The organism is Pedobacter sp. Leaf216 (assembly GCF_001421515.1).
GTDB lineage: Bacteria > Bacteroidota > Bacteroidia > Sphingobacteriales > Sphingobacteriaceae > Pedobacter.
In genome coordinates this window covers 110,619-131,951 of the sequence record NZ_LMKM01000007.1, presented here as the reverse complement: position 1 = coordinate 131,951, position 21,333 = coordinate 110,619, and the positions used below count along the sequence as shown (strand labels likewise).

Annotated in this window: 12 protein-coding genes; 9 read left to right on the top strand and 3 right to left on the bottom strand. The window is 39.5% G+C overall.

Annotated elements, in window-relative coordinates:
• Window positions 1–5 precede the first annotated feature (5 nt).
• The 8 genes from ASE74_RS05710 (at window position 6) to ASE74_RS05670 (ending at window position 16,192) form a co-directional block, all read left to right on the top strand.
• Window positions 6–3,368: a TonB-dependent receptor gene (locus tag ASE74_RS05710; RefSeq protein ID WP_055905487.1), complete on the top strand. Its 3,363-nt coding sequence runs from the start codon at window positions 6–8 to the stop codon at window positions 3,366–3,368.
• Between the two features lie 12 nt (window positions 3,369–3,380).
• Window positions 3,381–4,796 (top strand): RagB/SusD family nutrient uptake outer membrane protein, encoded by a 1,416-nt coding sequence (locus tag ASE74_RS05705; protein ID WP_055905484.1) that lies wholly within the window; start codon window positions 3,381–3,383, stop codon window positions 4,794–4,796.
• Between the two features lie 646 nt (window positions 4,797–5,442).
• Window positions 5,443–6,702, top strand: a complete 1,260-nt coding sequence (ltrA, locus tag ASE74_RS05695) for a group II intron reverse transcriptase/maturase (protein ID WP_055905478.1) — start codon at window positions 5,443–5,445, stop codon at window positions 6,700–6,702.
• A gap of 831 nt (window positions 6,703–7,533) precedes the next feature.
• Complete coding sequence (locus ASE74_RS05690; protein ID WP_082458662.1) at window positions 7,534–10,767, top strand: TonB-dependent receptor; 3,234 nt, start codon at window positions 7,534–7,536, stop codon at window positions 10,765–10,767.
• Window positions 10,768–10,790: 23 nt separating this feature from the next.
• A complete protein-coding gene (locus ASE74_RS05685; protein WP_082458661.1) occupies window positions 10,791–12,794 on the top strand; it encodes a RagB/SusD family nutrient uptake outer membrane protein in 2,004 nt (667 codons plus the stop codon).
• Between the two features lie 26 nt (window positions 12,795–12,820).
• Entirely contained in the window at window positions 12,821–14,020 is a 1,200-nt protein-coding gene (locus ASE74_RS05680; RefSeq protein ID WP_055905475.1) for a DUF5000 domain-containing lipoprotein, read from the top strand.
• Window positions 14,021–14,046: 26 nt separating this feature from the next.
• Complete coding sequence (locus ASE74_RS05675; protein WP_082458660.1) at window positions 14,047–15,234, top strand: DUF4998 domain-containing protein; 1,188 nt, start codon at window positions 14,047–14,049, stop codon at window positions 15,232–15,234.
• 103 nt (window positions 15,235–15,337) lie between these two features.
• Window positions 15,338–16,192: a family 16 glycosylhydrolase gene (locus ASE74_RS05670; RefSeq protein WP_055905469.1), complete on the top strand. Its 855-nt coding sequence runs from the start codon at window positions 15,338–15,340 to the stop codon at window positions 16,190–16,192.
• Window positions 16,193–17,106: 914 nt separating this feature from the next.
• On the opposite strand, the gene ASE74_RS05665 is transcribed toward ASE74_RS05670, so the two are convergent.
• Window positions 17,107–17,634 (bottom strand): OmpA family protein, encoded by a 528-nt coding sequence (locus tag ASE74_RS05665; protein WP_055905466.1) that lies wholly within the window; start codon window positions 17,632–17,634, stop codon window positions 17,107–17,109.
• Window positions 17,635–17,869: 235 nt separating this feature from the next.
• On the opposite strand from ASE74_RS05665, the gene ASE74_RS05660 reads away from it, so the two are divergent.
• Window positions 17,870–18,640 (top strand): SDR family NAD(P)-dependent oxidoreductase, encoded by a 771-nt coding sequence (locus ASE74_RS05660; protein ID WP_055905463.1) that lies wholly within the window; start codon window positions 17,870–17,872, stop codon window positions 18,638–18,640.
• 6 nt (window positions 18,641–18,646) lie between these two features.
• Here the strand turns inward: ASE74_RS05660 and ASE74_RS05655 are convergent, their stop codons facing one another.
• The gene (locus ASE74_RS05655; RefSeq protein ID WP_055905460.1) at window positions 18,647–20,458 is read right to left on the bottom strand and encodes a glycoside hydrolase family 15 protein; all 1,812 of its coding nucleotides are present in this window, start codon (window positions 20,456–20,458) and stop codon (window positions 18,647–18,649) included.
• 86 nt (window positions 20,459–20,544) lie between these two features.
• Window positions 20,545–21,243 (bottom strand): NUDIX domain-containing protein, encoded by a 699-nt coding sequence (locus tag ASE74_RS05650; protein ID WP_055905458.1) that lies wholly within the window; start codon window positions 21,241–21,243, stop codon window positions 20,545–20,547.
• Window positions 21,244–21,333 lie beyond the last annotated feature (90 nt).

Sequence of the window (21,333 nt, the reverse complement as noted above, 5' to 3'; positions counted from 1 at the left end):
AACAAATGTACAAATTTTACCCAAACAAACTGGGTGGGTCGCCAGACCATATCCAAAAAATTCTGCTGATTATGCGTGTGACTACGTTTCTGTTATTGGCTGCAATGATGCAAGTGAGTGCAACAACTCTTGCTCAAAGAATAACGATTAATCAGAAAAACGCAACGCTTACAGCTATATTCAAATCAATCAGAACCCAAACCGGCTATGATTTTATCTATGATCAGGATCTGATTTCCAAATCTTTACCGGTAAGTGTCAACTTAAAAAATGTTGAGCTTAAAGAGGCTTTAGCGCGCACACTGGCCAATCAATCTTTATCTTTTACTATTGAAAACAAAATAATAGTTATACAGGAAAAGACCTTAATAGATAAGGTAACCGGCTATTTTGATAACATTACGGTAACAGGTATTGTGGTTGATGAAAAAGGGCTGCCATTACCCGGCGTAATTGTGAAGGTAAAAGGTACCACCAGAAATACCGTTAGCGGAAACAATGGTAAATTTTATATTTCAGCTACTGATGATAACCCGACATTGATTTTATCGTACGTGGGTTATAAAACCATAGAAATTACTGCTACCTCAACACTTACTGTAAACATGGTGCTGGATCCGGCAAGATTGGATGAAGTTATGGTAATTGGCTATGGAACAACTACCCGCAGGTTAAGCACCGGTTCACAATCTGGCATCAGTGCAAAAGATATCGGCAACCAACCTATCACAAATGTTTTGCAGGCCATGGCCGCGCGGATGGCTGGGGTAACGGTAACCCAAACCAATGGTTTGCCGGGTGCAGGTATTAATATTCAAATTCGCGGCGCAAACGCCATTGGCTTAAATGGGGTAAAAGCAAACCGTCCGTTATACATAATTGATGGAGTGCCTTTTTTATCTGAACCCATTAATACGGCTGCTTTTGCTTCAAGTCAATCTGGTGCGGCGTTGCCATCCGCAGAGGGTAATACCAGCCCAATGAATACCATAAACCCATCAGATATTGAAAGCATAGAAGTATTAAAAGATGCGGATGCTACAGCAATATATGGTTCGAGGGGAGCAAATGGTGTAGTGCTGATTACCACTAAAAAAGGGAAACCGGGCAGAACCAAATTTGATGTAAATGCATCAACCGGGGTTTCCAATGTTTCGCATTTTGTAGAAACAGTTGGCACTGAACAATATTTAGCACTGCGTAGAAAAGCTTTTGCCAACAATACCACCAATCCGGCTACGCCATCAGCAACAACTGCACCCGACCTGTTGGTTTGGGATCAGAACGGCTATACCGATTTTCAAAAGGAAATGCTTGGGAATACTGCACAAACACATGATGTTAATGCAAGTCTTTCGGGTGGAGACAATAGCACAAATTTTTTCATCAGCGGAACATACCATAAAGAAGGGAATGTATTTCCTGGTGACCAAGGCTACCAGCGTGGTGGTATGAAAGTTAATTTAAATCATTCATCATTGGATCAGCGTTTTAACTTATCTTTTAATGCCATTTACTCTGCAGATAAAAATACAATTTCTACAACTGATTTAGCAACATGGGCCTACAGTTTGCCGCCAAACTTTCCGCTGTACAAAGCTGATGGCAGCCTAAACTGGGAAGGTTCGATCAATAATCCATTAGGATATTTAAAACAGGCTAACGATAACCGCAGTTCTAATTTATTAACTAACCTGGCTCTGAAATATACTATTTTAAAAGGACTTGATGTAAGAGCAAGTTTAGGGTATAGTAAAACAGATTTAAATCAGGTTGTAACCAGGCCACTTTCTTCTTTAAACCCCGATTTTGCACCCACTTCAGGTACAGCAAATTACACTTACAACTACACCAATAATTACATTGCTGAGCCTCAGGTTACTTATACCAATAAGATATGGAAAGGTACTTTAAATGCGCTTGTTGGAGGAACCTATCAGTTCAAAAAATCCAGGTTACCATACAGTACAAGTGCTTCCGGATTTCTTTCTGATGATTTTTTAAGAACGGTGACGGCTGCAACTACAGTAACCACAACCAGTAGCTCTGTTGATTATAAATATGCTTCTTTATTTGGGCGTTTAAATTATAACGTAGCTGATAAGTATATCCTTAATGTTAACTTTAGAAGAGACGGTTCATCAAGATTTGGGCCCAACAATAAATACGGCAACTTCGGTTCGGTAGGTGCTGCCTGGATCTTCTCTCAAGAAAGCTTTCTAAAAGATAAAATAAGCTGGTTCAGTTTTGGAAAACTTAGGGGCAGTTATGGCGTAATAGGGAGCGATGACATTGATAACTATGGTTATTTAGATACTTATACCAATTCTGGCTATGTTTATGCGGGTTCAACCGGTCTTAATCCATCGCGTTTACCCAATCCGGATTATAAATGGGAGGAAACTAAAAAACTGGATATAGGGCTTGATCTTGCATTCTTTAATGACCGTTTGTCGTTAAGTGGTTCGTATTACCGTAACCGTACAAGCAACCAGTTAATTAATTTAACAACAAGTGCGCAAACAGGCTTTACAGGATACCAGAGCAATTTACCTGCAACTGTTCAAAACTCAGGCTGGGAGCTGTCTTTAACGAGTACAAATATCCGTAAAAAAGATTTCTCGTGGACATCCTCCTTCAATATCAGTCAGAATCATAATAAATTGCTGTCGTTTCCTGGCATCGAAAAATCATCTTATTTTACCACTTATGTGGTTGGTAATCCAATCAGTTCTTATTATCTGTATCAGTATGCAGGGATTAATCCGGCCACCAATTTGCCTTCATTTACTGATTTTAACGGTGTTGGCGGCATTAATAATCCTACAGGCGGCTTTGCCTCAACCGGTAGGGGCGACCGTTACTATGCAGGCACGGCTTACCCAAAATTTAGTGGAGGGCTTACCAATGCATTGAGCTATAAAAAACTGACGCTTGATTTCACGTTTCAATTTGTAAAACAAAAGGGCAGAAGTTTGCTGGCCTCATCTTTTTATCCCCCTGGATTCTTTAGCAATGCCGCTTTAAGTGTAGTAAATGGTTATCTGGCCTTGGGTGCTCAGGATTATCTGGTAACTGCAGGTACAAGGGGAGCAGCAGGTTCTGCAGCTTACCTGGCCTATAGCTACTATACAGCTTCTGATGCTTCATTGGTAGATGCTTCATTTATCAGGTTAAAAAATGTGAACCTGTCATATTCCTTACCAACAAAATGGATTTCAAAAAGAGAGGGAACAAGCATCCGTGTTTATGCACAGGGCCAAAACCTTTTTACGATAACCAATTATGAGGGCTTTGATCCCGAATCTCAGGGTGTGGCAACGCCACCGCTACGCACGCTGGTAGCTGGTTTACAACTTACCTTTTAAATCTTAATCATCATGTTAAAATCAAAATACAACATCATAAAATACGTTCTCGTTGTTTTAGTGATTACAGTATCAGGGTGTAAAAAGCTTATCGATATTGAAGAACCTCTTAATCAGGTTACAACCGACCAGGTTTTTTCTTCTGATAAGCTGGCAACAAGTGCACGATCAGGTATGTTCAGCAGCCTTTCTCAAATGAGCACGCAATCGATAAATGTTACACTTTACAGCTCATTGCAAGCCGATGATCTATTGTACCTTTCTACAGTTGCCGGGCTGCAAGAATATAACAACAACAGCTACAATGTGCTTAGTACAGGCCAATCAGCGCTATTTTCAGAATGGTATTCGATAATTTACCGGGCAAACGCAATTATTTTGGGTTTGGAAAATTCTACTGGCACAAGTGTGGCCATTAAAAAGCAGTACATAGCAGAGGCAAAATTTGTTAGGGCTTACTGTTACTTTAACCTGGTTAATACTTTCGGCGATGTACCGCTTGTATTGGTTACAGATCCAACAATTACCGCCTTCCAGCCAAGAGAAACTTCGGCAAATGTTTATGCTAAAATTATTGCTGACCTTAACGATGCAAAGAATAATCTTTTGAGCAACTACTCAGCAACCACAGGCGATAGGATAGGCGTAAACAGGTTTGTAGCTACTGCCTTGCTGGCCAGGGTATACATGTTTACTGGCGACTATGCGCTGGCAGAAACGAATGCATCTGAAGTGATCGCATCAAGTCTTTACAGTTTAATACCAAGGGCAACAATGGGAACTGCTTTGTTTATTAAAAATAGTGCAGAAAGCATTTGGCAAACCCCTCCGCCTATAACCGCCCTTAACCAATACACCAATGAGGCAGCAACATTTATTCCTGCTACCATAACAGCAGTAACAAGTTTTGCATACCGGATTGATCCCCGTTTTACAGCCCTTTTTGAAAATACTGATTTAAGGCGTATTAACTGGATGAACCATACCACGCTTTCAGGCAATGTTTATTCCATCCCTTTTAAGTATAAGTACCGTACGCAGGCATTGGCATTAGCGGCAGGTGTTACAGAATATCAAACCGTAATCAGGCTGGCCGAATTGTATTTAATCCGTGCAGAGGCAAGGGCAAGAATTGGATCTAATTTAACCGGAGCCTTGGCAGATCTGAATACCATCCGTTCAAGAGCTGCGGCAACCGAAAGTGTTGCTACAACACCTGTTGCTTTACTGGCCGATATTGCTCTGGAAAACCGAAAAGAATTTTTTTGTGAGCAGGCATTCCGGTGGTTCAACTTAAAACGTACCGGGGAAGCCGATGCCGTATTAAGCGCAATAAAAGCAGGTTATAAACCAACTGCCAAGCTTTTACCCATTCCGCAAGTGGCTATTGACGCCAATTTTAATTTAACACAAAACCCAGGTTATTGAGCGACATGAATGATTTGCGCGAGCAAATCAGTGCTGTCTGATTGATGAGGGTAGGCCCCTCGGTATCGGCTTACAGGAGCAGGTACCAAANGGTTATTGAGCGACATGAATGATTTGCGCGAGCAAATCAGTGCTGTCTGATTGATGAGGGTAGGCCCCTCGGTATCGGCTTACAGGAGCAGGTACCAAACCGCCTCTGAGCTGCTTGGATTAAGTGTCCTGGTGGTGAGCGTCAGAGGAAAAGGCATCTTAAAGGTGTCAGGTAAGTATAAAGAAGATGAATGCAAATGAACTGCCGAAGAGGCGTCGAAAGGATTAGATGATGTCAAAACTAAAGTACAGTAACACTTTATTATCAGCAGGGAGGACGACCTGTTTACCGTCTCTGTGGCATCCGGCGTATAGGCAGCATGAGCTTTATACAGGCAATCAGATGGAACTTGTGAACCTGTCGGAAGGATGTGAAGGGAAAAGTCCAAGCGGAGGAACCCGTAAGGTCGAAAGTACCGATGCCATCCACGGGGGCAGAGCCACCTGTAGTAGTGATGATAGTCTTGGAAACTTGACTGGAACGAAGGAGTGGCATTATCAGGCGCTGTACATTGATAGAAACTGTTCAAGGTTAATACTACAGGAGGTATAGAGGATGTACAGGCCAAAACCATATTGTATTTCAAGAAAGTCGGTCCAGGAAGCCTACTTGAAGATCAAAGCCAACAAAGGCGCAGCGGGTGTAGACAAGATGAGTATGGAAGCATTTGACATGCAATCCCAAAAGCATCTTTACAAGTTATGGAACCAGATGAGTTCTGGTAGCTATGTACCACCCGCCATCAAGTTGGTAGAGATCCCCAAGAAAGATGGCGGTAAAAGGCCATTGGGYATTCCCACGAYAACCGACCGGATTGGACAGGCAGTGGTAGCAGTAAGACTGGGAGAAGTGGTCGACAACTTATTCCACGAAGATTCTTACGGTTATCGCCCAAAGAAATCAGCATTACAGGCAGTTGCCAAGGCACGTGAAAGGTGCTGGGCATACAACTGGTTACTGGATGTCGATATTAAAGGGTTCTTCGACAATATTCCGCATGACTTGCTGATGTTAGCCGTTGAAAAGCACACAGAAGAAGATTGGATGGTTCTTTACATCAAAAGATGGCTGGTAGCATCTTTACAACTGGAAGATGGAACAGTAGTTGCAAGGAGTAAAGGAGTACCTCAAGGCTCTGTTATTGGTCCGGTTCTTTCAAATCTTTATCTGCATTATGCAATGGATGTGTGGCTAAAAGCCAACTATCCGGATCATGCTTTTGAGCGTTATGCAGATGACGCAGTCATTCACTGCAAAACAGAGGAACAGGCCATCCACTTGAAGGAATCATTAGGACAACGGCTAAAGGATTGTGGACTGGAGATGCATGAAGAGAAAACTAAGATTGTCTATTGCAAGGACAGCAACCGCAGGGGAGAAACAGAGAAGGCGGTATCGTTTGACTTTCTTGGTTATACATTCAAGCCCAGACAGGCATTGAACACCAAGAGGCATGTCAGTTTTACCAACTTTCTTCCCGCAGTAAGTATGAAAGCAATGAAAGCAATGAATGAAAAGCTCAACAAGTTGCCGATACTACGAATTGCAGGTATTGAGATAGAATCTGTTGCCAAAGAAATGAATCCGGTATTGCAGGGTTTGATCAACTATTACGGAAAATTCTATAGCRCWAAGTTGAAAGGCTTTTTGCGTAGGGTTAACGCGAAGCTGGCCAACTGGGCAATCAGAAAATACAAAGGGTTAAGGGTTAGTTTGACCAGTGCGATGAAATGGATAAGGCGTTTACATAAACGAAAGCCAAACTTATTTGCACATTGGACATTTGGCTCGAAACCTACTATGGAATTACGATAATAAGAGCTTGATAAGTAATAACGCTCCAATTCAATGCGCTGCATCTTTCAATTTAGAAAGTTGCAGCGCATTTTTATTTTAGGGTAAGTTTTTTAATAAATATAATACGCAATGCCATAACAAGCATTTTTAGGTTTATTTTAAATAAATTCAAAGTGTGGAGGTAATATATTCAGTTATCGGGCACTTTAATATATGCATAGAGACTTTAAGATACATTCAAAATGTTTTTTATTAAACGTTGTTTTGACGTTTAATTTTCGTCAAAGTGATTGTTTGCATCAAAAAACACTAAAAAGTAACGATTTAACCCCTATTTATTACCGTATTACCCCTCACTACATTGGCATTTTTTATGGTTAATTTGTTTCAACCAAGTATAACAAGCTCCGATGCGCCTTTCCAAGATTAACTACCTAGGATAATTGATGGTTGTAACTTCATTAACGATTGTTACCGCCAGTTCTTCAGCATACCAAATACCATTGATAAGATCATGACCAGAACAACACGATTAAAATTACTTTATTGCTGTGCACGCAATGATGAATAGCCCGGTCGTTCTTGTCTACCCTCAAACCTAACTCACTACAAACTCAGAAATCTATCTTTATGAAGAAATTTAAAACAAACCATCCCTATCATTAAGGCACAGTTTTAAACTGCAATTACTGCTGTAAAACAATTACATCAAAAGCATTGGGCTAAATTCCCACAAAGCATTACCGATTGAATATTTCGACCGGATTGGCTTCCTATTGCCTAACTGAAGCTTAAGGAAGCTAAGTAATGCGCTGATTAATAATAAACTAACCAATTTAAACCAATTTTATGAAGAAAAAATTACCGAAGAAGGTCCCGCGCCAAAAGCAGGGTATTGATTTAAAATCGATCTTAAAACTGTTGTTCTTTTTATTTACCACCGTTTCGTGCGTTACTGCATCAGCACAAAACGATGTAACCGTAAAAGGATTAGTTAAAGATACTTTAGGCGGCTTGCCAGGAGTAAATGTAAAGGTTTCTGGTACCAACAGGGGAGTATCAACAGATGAATTTGGCCGTTATTCGATTAAGTTACCACGAACTGGTAAACTGTTATTTTCATTAGTTGGTTACAAAGCTAAAAATGTAGCCATAGCCAATTATGATAAAAATGCCGAAGGTGTTTATGTGGTTAACGTAACGCTTTTATCAGATGATAATTCTTTGGATGAAGTTGCTGTTGTAGGCTTTGGTACCCAGAAAAAAACGAGTGTAATCAGTTCTATTACGGCCATTAATCCTAAGGAGCTTAAAGGCCCAACCAGTAACTTAACTACGATGATGGCCGGCAGGGTTGCCGGGATGATTGCGTACCAGAGAAGTGGCGAACCTGGTGCTGATAATGCACAGTTTTTTATTCGCGGCCTGGGCACTTTTGGTGCTGGTAAGCAAGATCCATTAATTCTTATTGATGGAATAGAGTCAAGCCAAAATGATATGGCGCGCCTGCAACCAGATGATATTTCATCGTTTAACGTACTTAAAGATGCTACAGCTTCGGCAGTGTATGGTGCAAGAGGTGCAAATGGCGTTGTACTCATTCTCACAAAATCTGGCGTAGCCGGACAAACCAAATTTGGTTTTAGGGCAGAATCATCATTATCCTCAAACACCAAAAACTTCCAGTTTGCAGATAATGTAACCTATATGAAATTGGCCAACGAAGCCGCTTTAACACGCAACAGGTTAGCCATTTTGCCATATCTGCAAACCAAAATCGATGCTACTGCCGCAGGAGAAAATGAATTGCTTTATCCCAACAACAACTGGATAGAACAGCTGATAAAGGATTATACCATTAACCAGCGTTATAACCTTAATATTTCTGGCGGTGGTACAAAAGCAAGCTACTATATCGCGGGTACTTATAACATTGATAATGGAGTATTAAAAGTAGCAGATTTAAATAATTTTAACAGCAACATTAAGTTGAAAAATTACTCAGTACGTTCTAACGTTAACATCAACCTAACCAATACTACAGAAGCAATTATACGTGTTTATGGCCAGTTTGATGATTATACCGGACCTGTTGGGGGTGGTGGAGCAACCTTTAACAGGGCAATTTGGTCTAATCCGGTTATGTTTCCGGCTGTTTATCCCGCCAGCTTATCGCCTTTTAGCAATCACCCGCTATTTGGCAATGCCATTTCTCCACGCGGAGGCCTTTATATGAACCCCTATGCCGAAATGGTGAAAGGTTATCAAGATAAAAATTCCTCAACCTTACAAACTCAGATCGAAATTAAGCAGGATTTAAAATTCATTACACCGGGTTTAACCGCAAGGATGATGACTTATGCCAGGAGGTACTCGTATTTCGATATTTCGCGTGCTTACAATCCATTTTATTATTCCGCTACCGAGCAACCGGATAAATCTATCAGCCTAAGCTTAATTAATGGTGGTGGTGCGCTTTCCATTGGCAATGTTGGTACCGAATATTTAGGTTATTCGGAAGGCACTAAAGACCTTAACTCTACCTTTTATGCCGAATTTTCTGCAAACTATAACCGTACTTTTAAAGAGAAACATGCTGTAGGCGCAATGCTCATTACCACAATGAGAAATTACCTGGCGGCCAATCCCGGCAGTCTCCAGCTTTCGCTTCCATCACGCAACCAGGGTGTATCTGGAAGGGCTACCTATGGATACGATAATCGTTATCTGGCCGAGTTTAACTTTGGTTATAATGGTTCAGAACGATTTGCAGAGAACAACCGCTTCGGTTTCTTCCCATCATTTGGTTTAGGGTATGTTGTTTCGAACGAAAAATATTTTAAGCCACTTACAAAAGTGATTAACAGTTTAAAGTTAAGGGCAACTTATGGCTTGGTTGGTAATGATCAGATTGGTAATGCTGCTGATCGTTTTTTCTACCTATCGGAAGTAAACATGAATAATGGAACCTTTGGAGCAAGTTTTGGTGAGGATGGCTTGTACTACCGTGATGGGATTTCGATTTCGAGGTATTCTAACCCATTAATTACCTGGGAAAGATCCAAGCAAACAAATATCGGTTTGGATATGACCTTGTTTAACAGCTTAAACTTAACCTTTGATATATACAAGAACGAACGGTCGAATATTTTAACGGATAGAACTTTTATTCCAAGTACAATGGGCTTACAGGCCGCAGTAAGGGCAAATACTAACAAAGCAGAAAGTAAAGGAGTAGATTTTTCTGCGAGTTACAACAAATCATTTAGCAACAGTATGTTTCTTCAGTTAAGGGGTAATTTTACTTACGCTACAAATAAAATTTTAATCTATGATGAGCCATCATTCAAAGCAAATGAAGCTTACCGTTACCACATCGGTTTACCCACTACACAAGCATTTGGTTACATAGCCGAACGTTTATTTGTTGATGATGCCGAAGCCAAAAATTCACCGGTGCAATTTGCAGGCGTACCTGGGTTAGATTATGGTGGCGGAGACATTAAGTACCGCGATGTAAATGGAGATGGTATAATCAGTGATGTAGATCAGGTACCAATAGGTTTACCTACAAGTCCGGAAATTATTTATGGCTTTGGTGGCACCTTTGGATTTAAAGGTTTTGATATTTCTGCATTCTTACAAGGTTCTGCACGGTCATCATTTTTTATCAATCCGGGCAACATTTCTCCATTTGTGCTTAATAATGAAAGCGGAAACCCAAATGTAACGCAAAACGGCTTATTGGATGTAATTGCAAACAGCCATTGGTCTGAGCAGAATAGAGATAGTTACGCTTTCTGGCCACGTTTGAGTCCTAATTTTGTGAACAATAATACCCGTACCTCAACCTGGTGGATGCGCAACGGCGCATTTTTAAGGCTAAAAAGTGTAGAGCTTGGTTACAACTTACAAACTAAGCTTCAAAAAAGACTTGGCCTCAGCAGTGCCCGGATTTATGCCAATGCCACTAACCTTTGGGCTTTAAGTGCATTTAAACTTTGGGATCCTGAAATGGGCGGAAATGGTTTGGGCTATCCTGTTCAAACAGTATATAATTTAGGTTTAAATGTTTCATTCTAACGATTGAACTTAAAAAAGAAAATATGAAAATCAATAATATATTATTTAGAAAATATATGGCAAAGCTTAGTGTAGCAAAACTTATGCTAACCATGCTCTTTATCATTTTATCCACAAGTTCTTGTAAAAAGTATCTGGATATTGTGCCTGATAACGTGGCAACCATCGATAATGCCTTCACTTTAAGAAATGAGGCCGAAAAATACCTGTTTACCTGTTATTCATTTCTTCCAAAAGATGGGGAGCCGTTATTGAATGCGGGTTTTATGGCAGGAGACGAAATTTGGACCTCATTAGATGAAAGGGAATTTATTTCTTATGGCTGGAGAATGGCCAGGGGAAGCCAGGGTGCAGAAAACCCATTTCTTGATGCCTGGAACGGCCGTTACCAGGGTGGTGGCAATGTTTTTAATTATACTGATAACCCCGATGGCAATTATGGATTGTTTAAAGCCATTAGAAATTGTAATATCTTTTTAGAAAACGTACAGGATGCAAGTAAAATACCAGATTTACGCCTGGATGAAAGGCAGCGCTGGATAGCAGAGGTGAAGTTTTTAAAGGCTTATTATAATTTTTATCTCCTGAGGATGTATGGCCCAATTCCGATTATTGATGCCAATTTGGGGATTAGTGCTACCGAAGAAGATGTGCGGGTTAAAAGAATGCCTTTTGATGAATGTGTAAATTACGTGGCCGGGTTACTGGATCAGGCTATCCCCAATCTGCCTCAGATCATTACTGATAAAAGTACTGAATTAGGACGCATCACCAAACCGATCGCCCTTGCAATTAAAGCCAAACTTTTACTCATGGCAGCAAGCCCGCTCTTTAATGGAAATACAGATTATAGCAATTTTAGGGATAAAGACGGTGTTGTACTTTTTAATACCATTTACGATGCCGGAAAGTGGAAAAGAGCAGCTGATGCTGCCAAAGCAGCAATTGATGGTGCAGAAGCTGCGGGATTTAAATTGTACCAGTTTCCGGGTACTACGTTTAAACTATCAGATACCACACTAAGACAGTTGACTATAAAAGGTGCCGTAACAGAGCGTTTTAATGTGAATTTAGAACATGTTTGGGCAAATCCGAATTCCCGTACTTTCAATATGCAAAGAGCGGCTATGCCACGTTTGGCTGCAACTGTGGTGGTAGGTAGTGCCAGGCAACAGTTGGCACCACCCTTAAAAATTGCTGAAATGTTTTACAGCAAAAACGGGGTGCCGATTAATGAAGATAAAACGCTCGATTTCACCAATAAATATACTTTACGTACTGCTGTTAAAAGCGAGCGGTTTTATGTTAAAGAGGGCTACACCACTGCAAGAATTAATTTCGACAGAGAGCCAAGGTTTTATGCTGATTTAGGTTTCGATGGAGGTATCTGGTACAAGTACGATAGTCCAACAAATTCTGATGAAGGAACTTTTGTTTTAGAAGGCAAATCTAATCAGGTAGCCGGTGCCAATAACTTCGGCTGGTATAATGAAACAGGTTATTTTATAAAGAAACTGGTAGACTGGAATATGATTAATGGTACAAATGGTGCGAGTTACCGCGATTACCCATGGCCACAGGTAAGAATGGCAGATTTGTATTTAATGTATGCCGAAGCTTTGAATGAAAGTTTATCAAGCCCATCTGCTGATGTTTACGAATACCTTAACCGGATTAGAACCAGGGCAGGGCTGCAAACGGTGCAAACCTCATGGTCAAATTTTTCAAATAATCCTGCCAAGTATACATCAAAGGATGGTTTACGTGAAATTATTCAACAGGAACGGCTTATTGAAATGGCATTTGAAGGGAGCCGCTATTGGGACATAAAACGCTGGAAACGTGCTGCTGAAATGTTCAATCAGTCGATTACAGGTTGGAGTGTTTACCAGCCAACAGCATCAGAGTATTACCGCGTTAGAACCATTTTTAACCAAAACTTTGTTGCACCACGCGATTATTTATGGCCTTTAAGAACATACGATTTAACTGTTAACCCTAAACTGGTACAAAACCCAGGCTGGTAGTTTTAATTTTTATAAAAATATTCAAAATGAAAAAGATCAATAAAAGCCTGATGGTATTGCTGTTTGGTTTAACAGTAGCGTTTTCGAGCTGCAAGGAAGATGTACTTTCACCATTAGAAAACAATACAACGCCTCCCGGAAAAATTTCAAATGTATCGGTTACAAATGGACCAGGTAATGCATCCATAACGTTTAGTTTGCCTAGTGATAAAGACTTGTTATATGTTAAGGCTGTATATTACCTGGCAAATGGCCAGGAAATGGAAGTAAAAACTTCTTATTATGGCAATACACTTCTGGTAGAAGGTTTTGGTGATACCAAAGAGCATGAAGTGAAAGTTTATAGTGTAAACAGAAGTGAAACTGCTTCAGAGCCAATTATTGTTAAAGTTAAGCCACTAGAAAATCCGATATGGGGTGTTTACAGGAGCCTTAAGGCTGTAGCAGATTTTGGTGGCCTAAACTTTAAAGGCAGTAACCCCTCAAAGGCAGATCTGGCAATCGAAGTACTGGTTTTCTCAAAAGGAAAGTACGTGCCAACATCAAAAAATATCTATACGGCAGCTATCGATATCGATCAATCTATCAGAGGGTTGGATACCCTAAGTCAGAAATTTGCCATTACCATTAGAGATCGCTGGTTAAATTACAGTGATACCCTTTTTACAACCTTAAAGCCCCTTTATGAAACCGTGTTATCTAAATCTACCTATAAAGAAGTTATTCTACCGAGCGATACACCACAAGAATATTCAAATACCGGAGTATCAAAAATGTGGGATGGTAACATTATCGACTGGCCTAGTGTATGTTTAACCAAAACAACTGTATTAACGCCACAGTGGGTAACTTTCGATCTTGGTAAAACTGCAACCTTAAGCCGCATTGTGGTATGGAATTATCCTGAATACCTAAATGCTGGGCGTACGTACTATTATGGTGGCAATTTAAAGGATTTTGAAATCTGGGGAACTGATAATCCTCCTGCTGATGGGAGTTACAATAACTGGGTATTGTTGGGTAAATATACTTCACAAAAACCCTCTAAAAGTGCTTATGGTGTGCAAACCAGCGAAGATTATGCATTTGCCAATGCAGGTATCAGTTACAATTTTGCTGTTGGCCTTAAAAAAGTTAGGTATATCAGGATTAAATCCATCAACAATTGGCAAGGTACTTCTTTTATGAGTATATCAGAAGTTCAGCTTTACGGAGATCCAAGATAAGGGCAATTATTTAAAAGAATTTTAAGATGAACAATCGAACAATAAATTTACAATCCATAAAACTGGCTTTTATGGTAATTTTGGCAGGGGTCTATTTTTCCTGTACAAAATCTGATGATTACAAAAAGTTTACTGAGCAAGGTGAAATTTCTTACACTGGTAAACTAGATTCCGTTAAAATAATGTCTGGTAGTAACCGTGTATATATCCGCGGCTTGTTTTTATCCGATCCTAAAGTAACGCAGTGTAAAATTTTCTGGAATAACAGGGCCGATTCTGTCATTATCCCAGTTAAAAAGAAGTATGCAATAGATACCTTGAAATATTTTGTTGAAAATGTAAAAGAAGGTGTTCAAAATTTTGAAATTTATACTTACGATGGCATTGGCAATAAATCAATTCCTGTATATAAAACAGGAAGATCTTACGGGGCCAGGTATCAGGCTTCGTTATTTAATCGGCCAATAGAATCTGCATTTACCGATGCGAGTGGCGCAACTAAAATTTCATGGCAAGGGATGGATCGGCTAACAGGCGTATTTGCCACAGAGGTAGAATATACCAATCTGAATAACGTGCTGAAAAAAATCAGAACCAAGATTGACGAAACTACAACAGCCATTGCCGATATTAAACCGGGAACAAATTTGAGATACCGGACGCTGTTTTTACCAGACACAGTTTCGATTGATACTTTTTCTACAGCTTTCCAAACCCAAAGGGTAGGTGCGGACATTACCGCAACCTACTTTAAAAATAAAGGCAATCCCTTTTTGGCTGCTGCAAGTGGTGGCAGGTGGCGAAATATTGCCGATTGGATAGTTACACCGAACATTAAAAATCATGGTGGTTTAGGCGGTTGGTGTGCTGATTCTGGAGGCTGTTTGGCCATGGAAATGGGATGGGATGGAACCGCTAAAATTACCAATGGTAAAATTTTTCAAACCTTTACGTTACCTGCAGGGAGTTACAGTTTCGAAATTACCATGGCTAAAAATGAAGCACTTGATCCCGTTTATATTGTAGCTGCGGCCGGCAATACTTTACCGGATGTTGCCGATATTGCTACTTCACTGGGATATACCAATTTTGCCAATAATAAGTTTCAATTTACATTAGCACAATCAACAACGGTTTCGCTGGGTTTTCTGGCTACCATGACTACAGGAAATCAATTTTGGATTGTGAAAGAAGTTACATTAAAATCTCTTTAACCTACCTTATAATCCATTGCCAATTCTCTGGGATATTCACAATGAATCCCAGAGAATATTTTATTTAAGATTAACTTTAAATTAGCAAATCAAAAAAAATGATATGCAACGCAAATTTCGATTTCCCTTTATATGTATTATTCTACTAATCCAATCCTGTGCGCTAAAAAAAGCTCAAAATTTTTCTAATGCCTACTTCACCGAAGGTTACAAACTCGTTTGGAGTGATGAGTTTGAAAAAGATGGAAAACCCAACCCTGCCAATTGGGATTATGAGAAAGGTTTTGTGCGCAACGAGGAGTTACAATGGTATCAACCAGAAAATGCTTTTTGCAAAGATGGTAAACTGATTATCGAAGCCCGAAAAGAAGAAAAACCTAATCCCTTGTATGTTGAAGGAAGTAACGATTGGCGTAAAAAACTGAAAAACATCCAGTATACTTCTGCCTGTATCATTACCAAAGGTTTGCAAAGCTGGCAATATGGCCGGTTCGAAATGAGGGGGAAGATTGATATTTCTGATGGCCTTTGGCCGGCATTTTGGACGCTGGGTGTGAAAGGCCACTGGCCTGCCAATGGAGAAATTGATATTATGGAATATTACAAAGGTAAATTACTGGCCAATATTGCAAGCTTGGGTGCCAATAAGAAAGCAAAATGGTATAGCAATACCAAGCCAGTTAGCGAACTCGGTGGTAAAAAATGGGCTTCAGCATTTCATACATGGCGTATGGATTGGGATAGTGAAGCAATCAGCCTTTTTGTAGATGGAATGCTTTTGAACAAAACTTTGTTAAGCGACCTAAAAAACGACGACGGATCAGATTTTCATCCCTTTAAACAACCCCATTATATATTATTTGATTTGGCAATGGGTGGTATGAACGGTGGCCCCTTGAACGATACCAAATTTCCCAATCGTATGGAGATAGATTACGTTAGGGTATACCAAAAATAAATATTGTTTAATACGTTACCCTGAACGTAATGGAAGGGCTTATAACTTAAAGACCTCGCAGGTTTTTAAAACCTGCGAGGTCTAAATAAAATTACTTCTAATATTTGTATCGTCATTGCTGTAAGGCTTTTTCAGCCGACGAAGTAATCTTACAACGATTGCTACTCAAACGTGCTTAGATGTTTCGTATTTCGCAATACCGATTATTCTACTGTAGTCTATTACCCTGCGCGTAGTGTAAAGGCTTATAACTTAAAGACCTCGCAGGTTTTTAAAACCTGCGAGGTCTAAATAAAATTACTTCTAATATTGATGTCGTCATTGCGAGAAGGCTTTTTCAGCCGACGAAGCAATCTTACAACGATTGCTACTCAAACGTGCTTAGATGTTTCGTATTTCGCAATACCGATTATTCTACTGTAGTCTATTACCCTGAGCGTAGAGGAAGGGCTTATAACTTAAAGACCTCGCAGGTTTTAAAAACCTGCGAGGTCTAAATAAAATTACTTCTAATACTTGTATCGTCATTGCGAGAAGGCTTTTTCAGCCGACGAAGCAATCTTATAACGATCGCTACTCATCAAGCTTTAAGATGTTTCGTATTTCGCAATACCGATCCATCTACTCATCTTTTACCCTAAATGTAGTCGAAGGGCTTATAACTTAAAGACCTCGCAGGTTTTTAAAACCTGCGAGGTCTAAATAAAATTCCTTCTAATACTTGTATCGTCATTGCGAGAAGGCTTTTTCAGCCGACGAAGCAATCTTACAACGATTACTACTCAAACGTGCTTAGATGTTTCGTATTTCGCAATACCGATTATTCTACTGTAGTCTATTACCCTGAGCGTAGTGTAAAGGCTTATAACTTAAAGACCTCGCAGGTTTTTAAAACCTGCGAGGTCTAAATAAAATTACTTCTGAACTTTAATTTCTGTTCTTCTGTTCACCATTCGGCCTTCCTCACTGTCGTTTGAGCTGATTGGTTCTTTTTCTCCATGCCCAACAACAGTAAAATTGCTGCCATTTAAACCTGCATTAATAAAATACGATTTTACTGCATTTGCACGGTCTATAGAAAGTTGCATATTGTGATCAGGCGTACCTTCAGCAGAGGAGTGCCCATTAAGAATAAATTTGGTGGTTGGCGATTTTTTCATTTCAGCAACGGCCTTATCTAATATAGCGAATGAAGAAGTTTTAAGTACAAACGAATTAAATTCGAACTGAATATTATCTAAATTAAAGTTTGGTTTTTCCTCAGGAGCCGGAGCTTCTTCTTTTTCAGGAGCCGGAGCTGGTTTTTTCTCTTCAACCGGTGGTGCTGGTTTTGCAACAGGCGTAGCCGGTTTTGCTGCCAGTTTTTTTGTTTTACAAGAATACATGGTGAGTGTAAACAATGCAATAAGCGTGGTAAATAAAAGGTTTTTGGTAATGTTCATGTTTTAAAATTAATTTAAGTTTATTGTGCGTTTGTTGCCCAAACATACTAATAAATGATTACAGCTATAACGATCTTTTTTTGCAGAACTTATATTTTTACATTTTATCCTTTAAAAATGAAGTCTGTTTTTTGCATTGTTTTCACTCAGTTTATTTTTAATCAGAACTTTTTTTAATATAATTTTCTTCAAACATATTCCTCGAAATTTACTTTATCTATTATAATATTCTGATATGAACCGATTTGAAAACAAAGTAGCTTTAATTACTGGAAGTAGCCAGGGCATTGGTGCAGCATGTGCCTTAAGATTGGCTAAAGATGGCTGTGATATTATTTTAAACGGCCATAAATTTGATGAAAGAGGAGAAAAACTTATTGCTGAAATTGAAGGGATGGGAAGAAAGGCCGCTTTTTTGGTAGCCGATTTAAGTAAAGCAAAAGAAGCCATTAAACTCGTTACCGACGCTGTTGATACATTTAGCCGTTTAGATATTTTGGTAAATAATGCCGGGGTAGAAAAAAATGCAAACTTTTGGGAAGTAACAGAAGAAGATTATGACCTGGTAATGGACACCAATTTAAAAGGGGTTTTCTTCGGAATCCAGTCGTTTGTAAATTATTGTAGAAAAAATAAAGTGGAAGGAGCGGTAATTAACATGAGTTCCGTTCATGAAGAGATTGTATTTCCACATTTTGCAGCCTATTGTGCCAGTAAAGGCGGTTTAAGAATGCTAACCAGAAATTTGGCCACAGAATTAGCTCCTTTTAACATTAGGATTAATAATGTAGCACCTGGCGCGGTATCAACACCAATTAACCAGGATTTACTCGAAGACAAAGCGCAATTGAAAAAAGTGCTTCAAAATATTCCATTAAGAAGAATGGGAAAAGTAGAAGATGTAGCCGGTGTAGTGGCTTTTCTCGCTTCTGATGATGCTGCCTACGTAACTGGATCTACCTATTTTGTTGATGGTGGTTTAACCTACCATTACGAAGAGCAGTAAATAAACTTAACTGGTTTCACGATTAAGCTGTTTATTTAGTTCAACGGCAGCACTGATTAATGCCAGGTGCGTAAAAGCCTGCGGAAAATTACCCAGGTGTTCACCTTTTCGGCCAAGTTCTTCACTAAACAATAAAAGATGGTTGGAATAACTGATCATCTTTTCGAAATTTTCTACTGCACGTTCCAGTTCTCCACTTTTGGCCAATGCCTCAATAAACCAAAACGAACACATGTTAAAAGTGCCTTCTTCGCCTTCCAAGCCATCAATTTTAGTCATTCCGTTTATATAGCGGTAAACCAGAACATCAAGCACCAGTTCTTCATCAATCTTTTTCATGGTCGAAAGCCACCGTGGTTCAAGGGGAGATATAAAATGTGTCAAAGGCATCAGTAATGCGCTTGCATCAACATGTTCTGCGCCTTTATATTGTACCCAGGCACCGAGTTTTTCATTCCAGAAATTGTGGTAAATATCTTTGTAAATTTCGCTGCGGATGCTGTGCCATTCATTTTCAGGGTAGGGGAATGATCGGTTTTCTGCAATTTTTATAGCCCTATCCATGGCCACCCAGCACATTAAACGCGTATGTAAAAATTCTTTTTTATCGTTCCTGATTTCCCAGATACCATGATCGGGCTTTTTCCACTGTTTAATTACACATTCGACCTGCTTTTCTATCAATGTCCAAAATTCGTAAGTAATCGGTTTGTGCGATTTGTTATAAATATAAACCGTATCAATCAATTCGCCATAAATGTCTATCTGCAACTGTTGAGCAGCTTCATTGCCAATGCGTACTGGTTTAGAATTCTGGTAACCTTCAAGTTGGTCCAGCTCAACTTCCTTAATTTTTGGATTGCCATCAATTTGATATACCAATTGTAAATCTATCTTGTGGCATAAATTAAATATCCATTCCATAAAGGCGGTAGCCTCATCAAAAAAGCCAAGCCTTAAAAACGCATACATGGTAAACGCAGCGTCCCTGATCCATGTAAAACGGTAGTCCCAGTTGCGGTTGCCGCCAATGGTTTCCGGTAGCCCGAAAGTTGGTGCAGCCACTACAGATCCAAATTCAGCAGAAGTTAATAATTTCAATGTTATAGCCGATCTTCTGATAATTTCATCGTATCGGCCTTTATAAGTAGTTTGATTAATCCAGCTTCTCCAGTAATCAATTGTCTTGCGGTAACCGTGCTCAGTATAATGGTTTAATTGAGCGTCTGCCTTTTCCGCCTCAATAATTTCCATAACAATATGAACCGTTTTCGATTCCTGAAGGGTAAATTCAGCATAACCACTTCCTTTTTTGATGTGTAAAGGCACATCCGCTTTCAATTTGATGGTCAGTTTTTCTGCTTCAGAGAAAAATACGAGTTCATTGTTTTCATGCTTTGTACTGTGCTCACTTTCGGTATAACCAAAACTCGGCACACAAAATACTTTAAAAGTAATATCGCCCCTAACTGATTTTATTTGGCGCACTATTGCACTTGGAAAATCAGTTTCTTTCGAAAGTGGCATGTAATCGGTAAGTTCGGCAATGCCTTGCTCAGCAAAAAAGCGCGTTAATAAAACCGCTGTCCCGGGCAGGTAAAGCTGTTTGCTGGTGTAATTTTCCAATTGTGGCTCCACAGAAAAATAACCACCTTTTTTCGAATCCAGCATGGTGGCAAAAACAGTGGGCGAATCGAACCTGGGTGCGCACAAAAAATCTATTGAGCCTTGTAGCGAAACTAACGCAACAGTTTTCAGGTTGCCGATAACACCATAGTTTTCTATCGGCTGGAATGTTCTTTTCTCGTGGTTGGCCATATTAAAGTATATCCTACCAAAGGAATGAAACCGTGGTTTTGTTTTACCTATTATAGCACCAGAAGCGCTGAAGACACAGCGTGTGGCTAACTCTTTAAATTGGGCATTAAGTTTAAAAAGGCCTGGGCATTAGCAGCATATTTCTTTTTATCCAGTTTAAAATAAAAAGCACCTTTTTTTGATCCTGTTTTATCTTTTTCTGCCAACTTAATCAATAAACCCGTTGAAGTAATTTTACGGCTGAAGTTGCGCGTATCTATTTTAGTATCGTTAACCTCCTCAAAAAGAATGTGCAATTGCGGAATGGTAAACTTTTTAGGCAGCATTTCGAACAAAATAGGATGGAGCGCAGCCTTATACCTGAGTTTTGTTCGCGCATCGGCAACCATTTGGTTATGGTCGAATATGAGTTTAGGCCGTTCGTTAATCAAAAACCATTCTGCCTCATAATCATCATTTAACTGCGCCTCATATTTATGGATGTCGATTAAAGCAAAATAACCTACAGAAAGTGTGCGCTCTATAGGATCGCGGGTGGGCTCGCCATAAATTTGCATCTGCTCTAAGTAAACGCCTTCTAAACCAGTCATTTTTTTGAGTACCCTGTTCGCTGCATCATCCGGACTTTCATCTGCACCAACAAAACCGCCCATTAAACTCCATTTGTTTATTTCGGGCTCTAAACCACGTTTAACCAACAGAATTTTAAGGTGTTCGCCATCAAATCCAAATACAATACAATCAACAGCAACAAGATAATGCGGCTGCCTGGAATATTCAATCATTTTTTGTCAGAGGTTTTAAAGGGCTTAATATGTTCAAATTTTTACGAATATAAAAATTAATATTAATTGTCGTTTTGACAATTAATATTA

Coding starts and splice junctions, on each gene's coding strand:
- ASE74_RS05675 (WP_082458660.1), top strand. CDS start 14,047: ATGAACAATCGAACAATAAATTTACAATCCATAAAACTGGCTTTTATG.
- ASE74_RS05665 (WP_055905466.1), bottom strand. CDS start 17,634: ATGAACATTACCAAAAACCTTTTATTTACCACGCTTATTGCATTGTTT.
- ASE74_RS05670 (WP_055905469.1), top strand. CDS start 15,338: ATGCAACGCAAATTTCGATTTCCCTTTATATGTATTATTCTACTAATC.
- ASE74_RS05660 (WP_055905463.1), top strand. CDS start 17,870: ATGAACCGATTTGAAAACAAAGTAGCTTTAATTACTGGAAGTAGCCAG.
- ASE74_RS05710 (WP_055905487.1), top strand. CDS start 6: ATGTACAAATTTTACCCAAACAAACTGGGTGGGTCGCCAGACCATATC.
- ASE74_RS05685 (WP_082458661.1), top strand. CDS start 10,791: ATGAAAATCAATAATATATTATTTAGAAAATATATGGCAAAGCTTAGT.
- ASE74_RS05690 (WP_082458662.1), top strand. CDS start 7,534: ATGAAGAAAAAATTACCGAAGAAGGTCCCGCGCCAAAAGCAGGGTATT.
- ASE74_RS05655 (WP_055905460.1), bottom strand. CDS start 20,458: ATGGCCAACCACGAGAAAAGAACATTCCAGCCGATAGAAAACTATGGT.
- ASE74_RS05650 (WP_055905458.1), bottom strand. CDS start 21,243: ATGATTGAATATTCCAGGCAGCCGCATTATCTTGTTGCTGTTGATTGT.
- ASE74_RS05680 (WP_055905475.1), top strand. CDS start 12,821: ATGAAAAAGATCAATAAAAGCCTGATGGTATTGCTGTTTGGTTTAACA.
- ASE74_RS05705 (WP_055905484.1), top strand. CDS start 3,381: ATGTTAAAATCAAAATACAACATCATAAAATACGTTCTCGTTGTTTTA.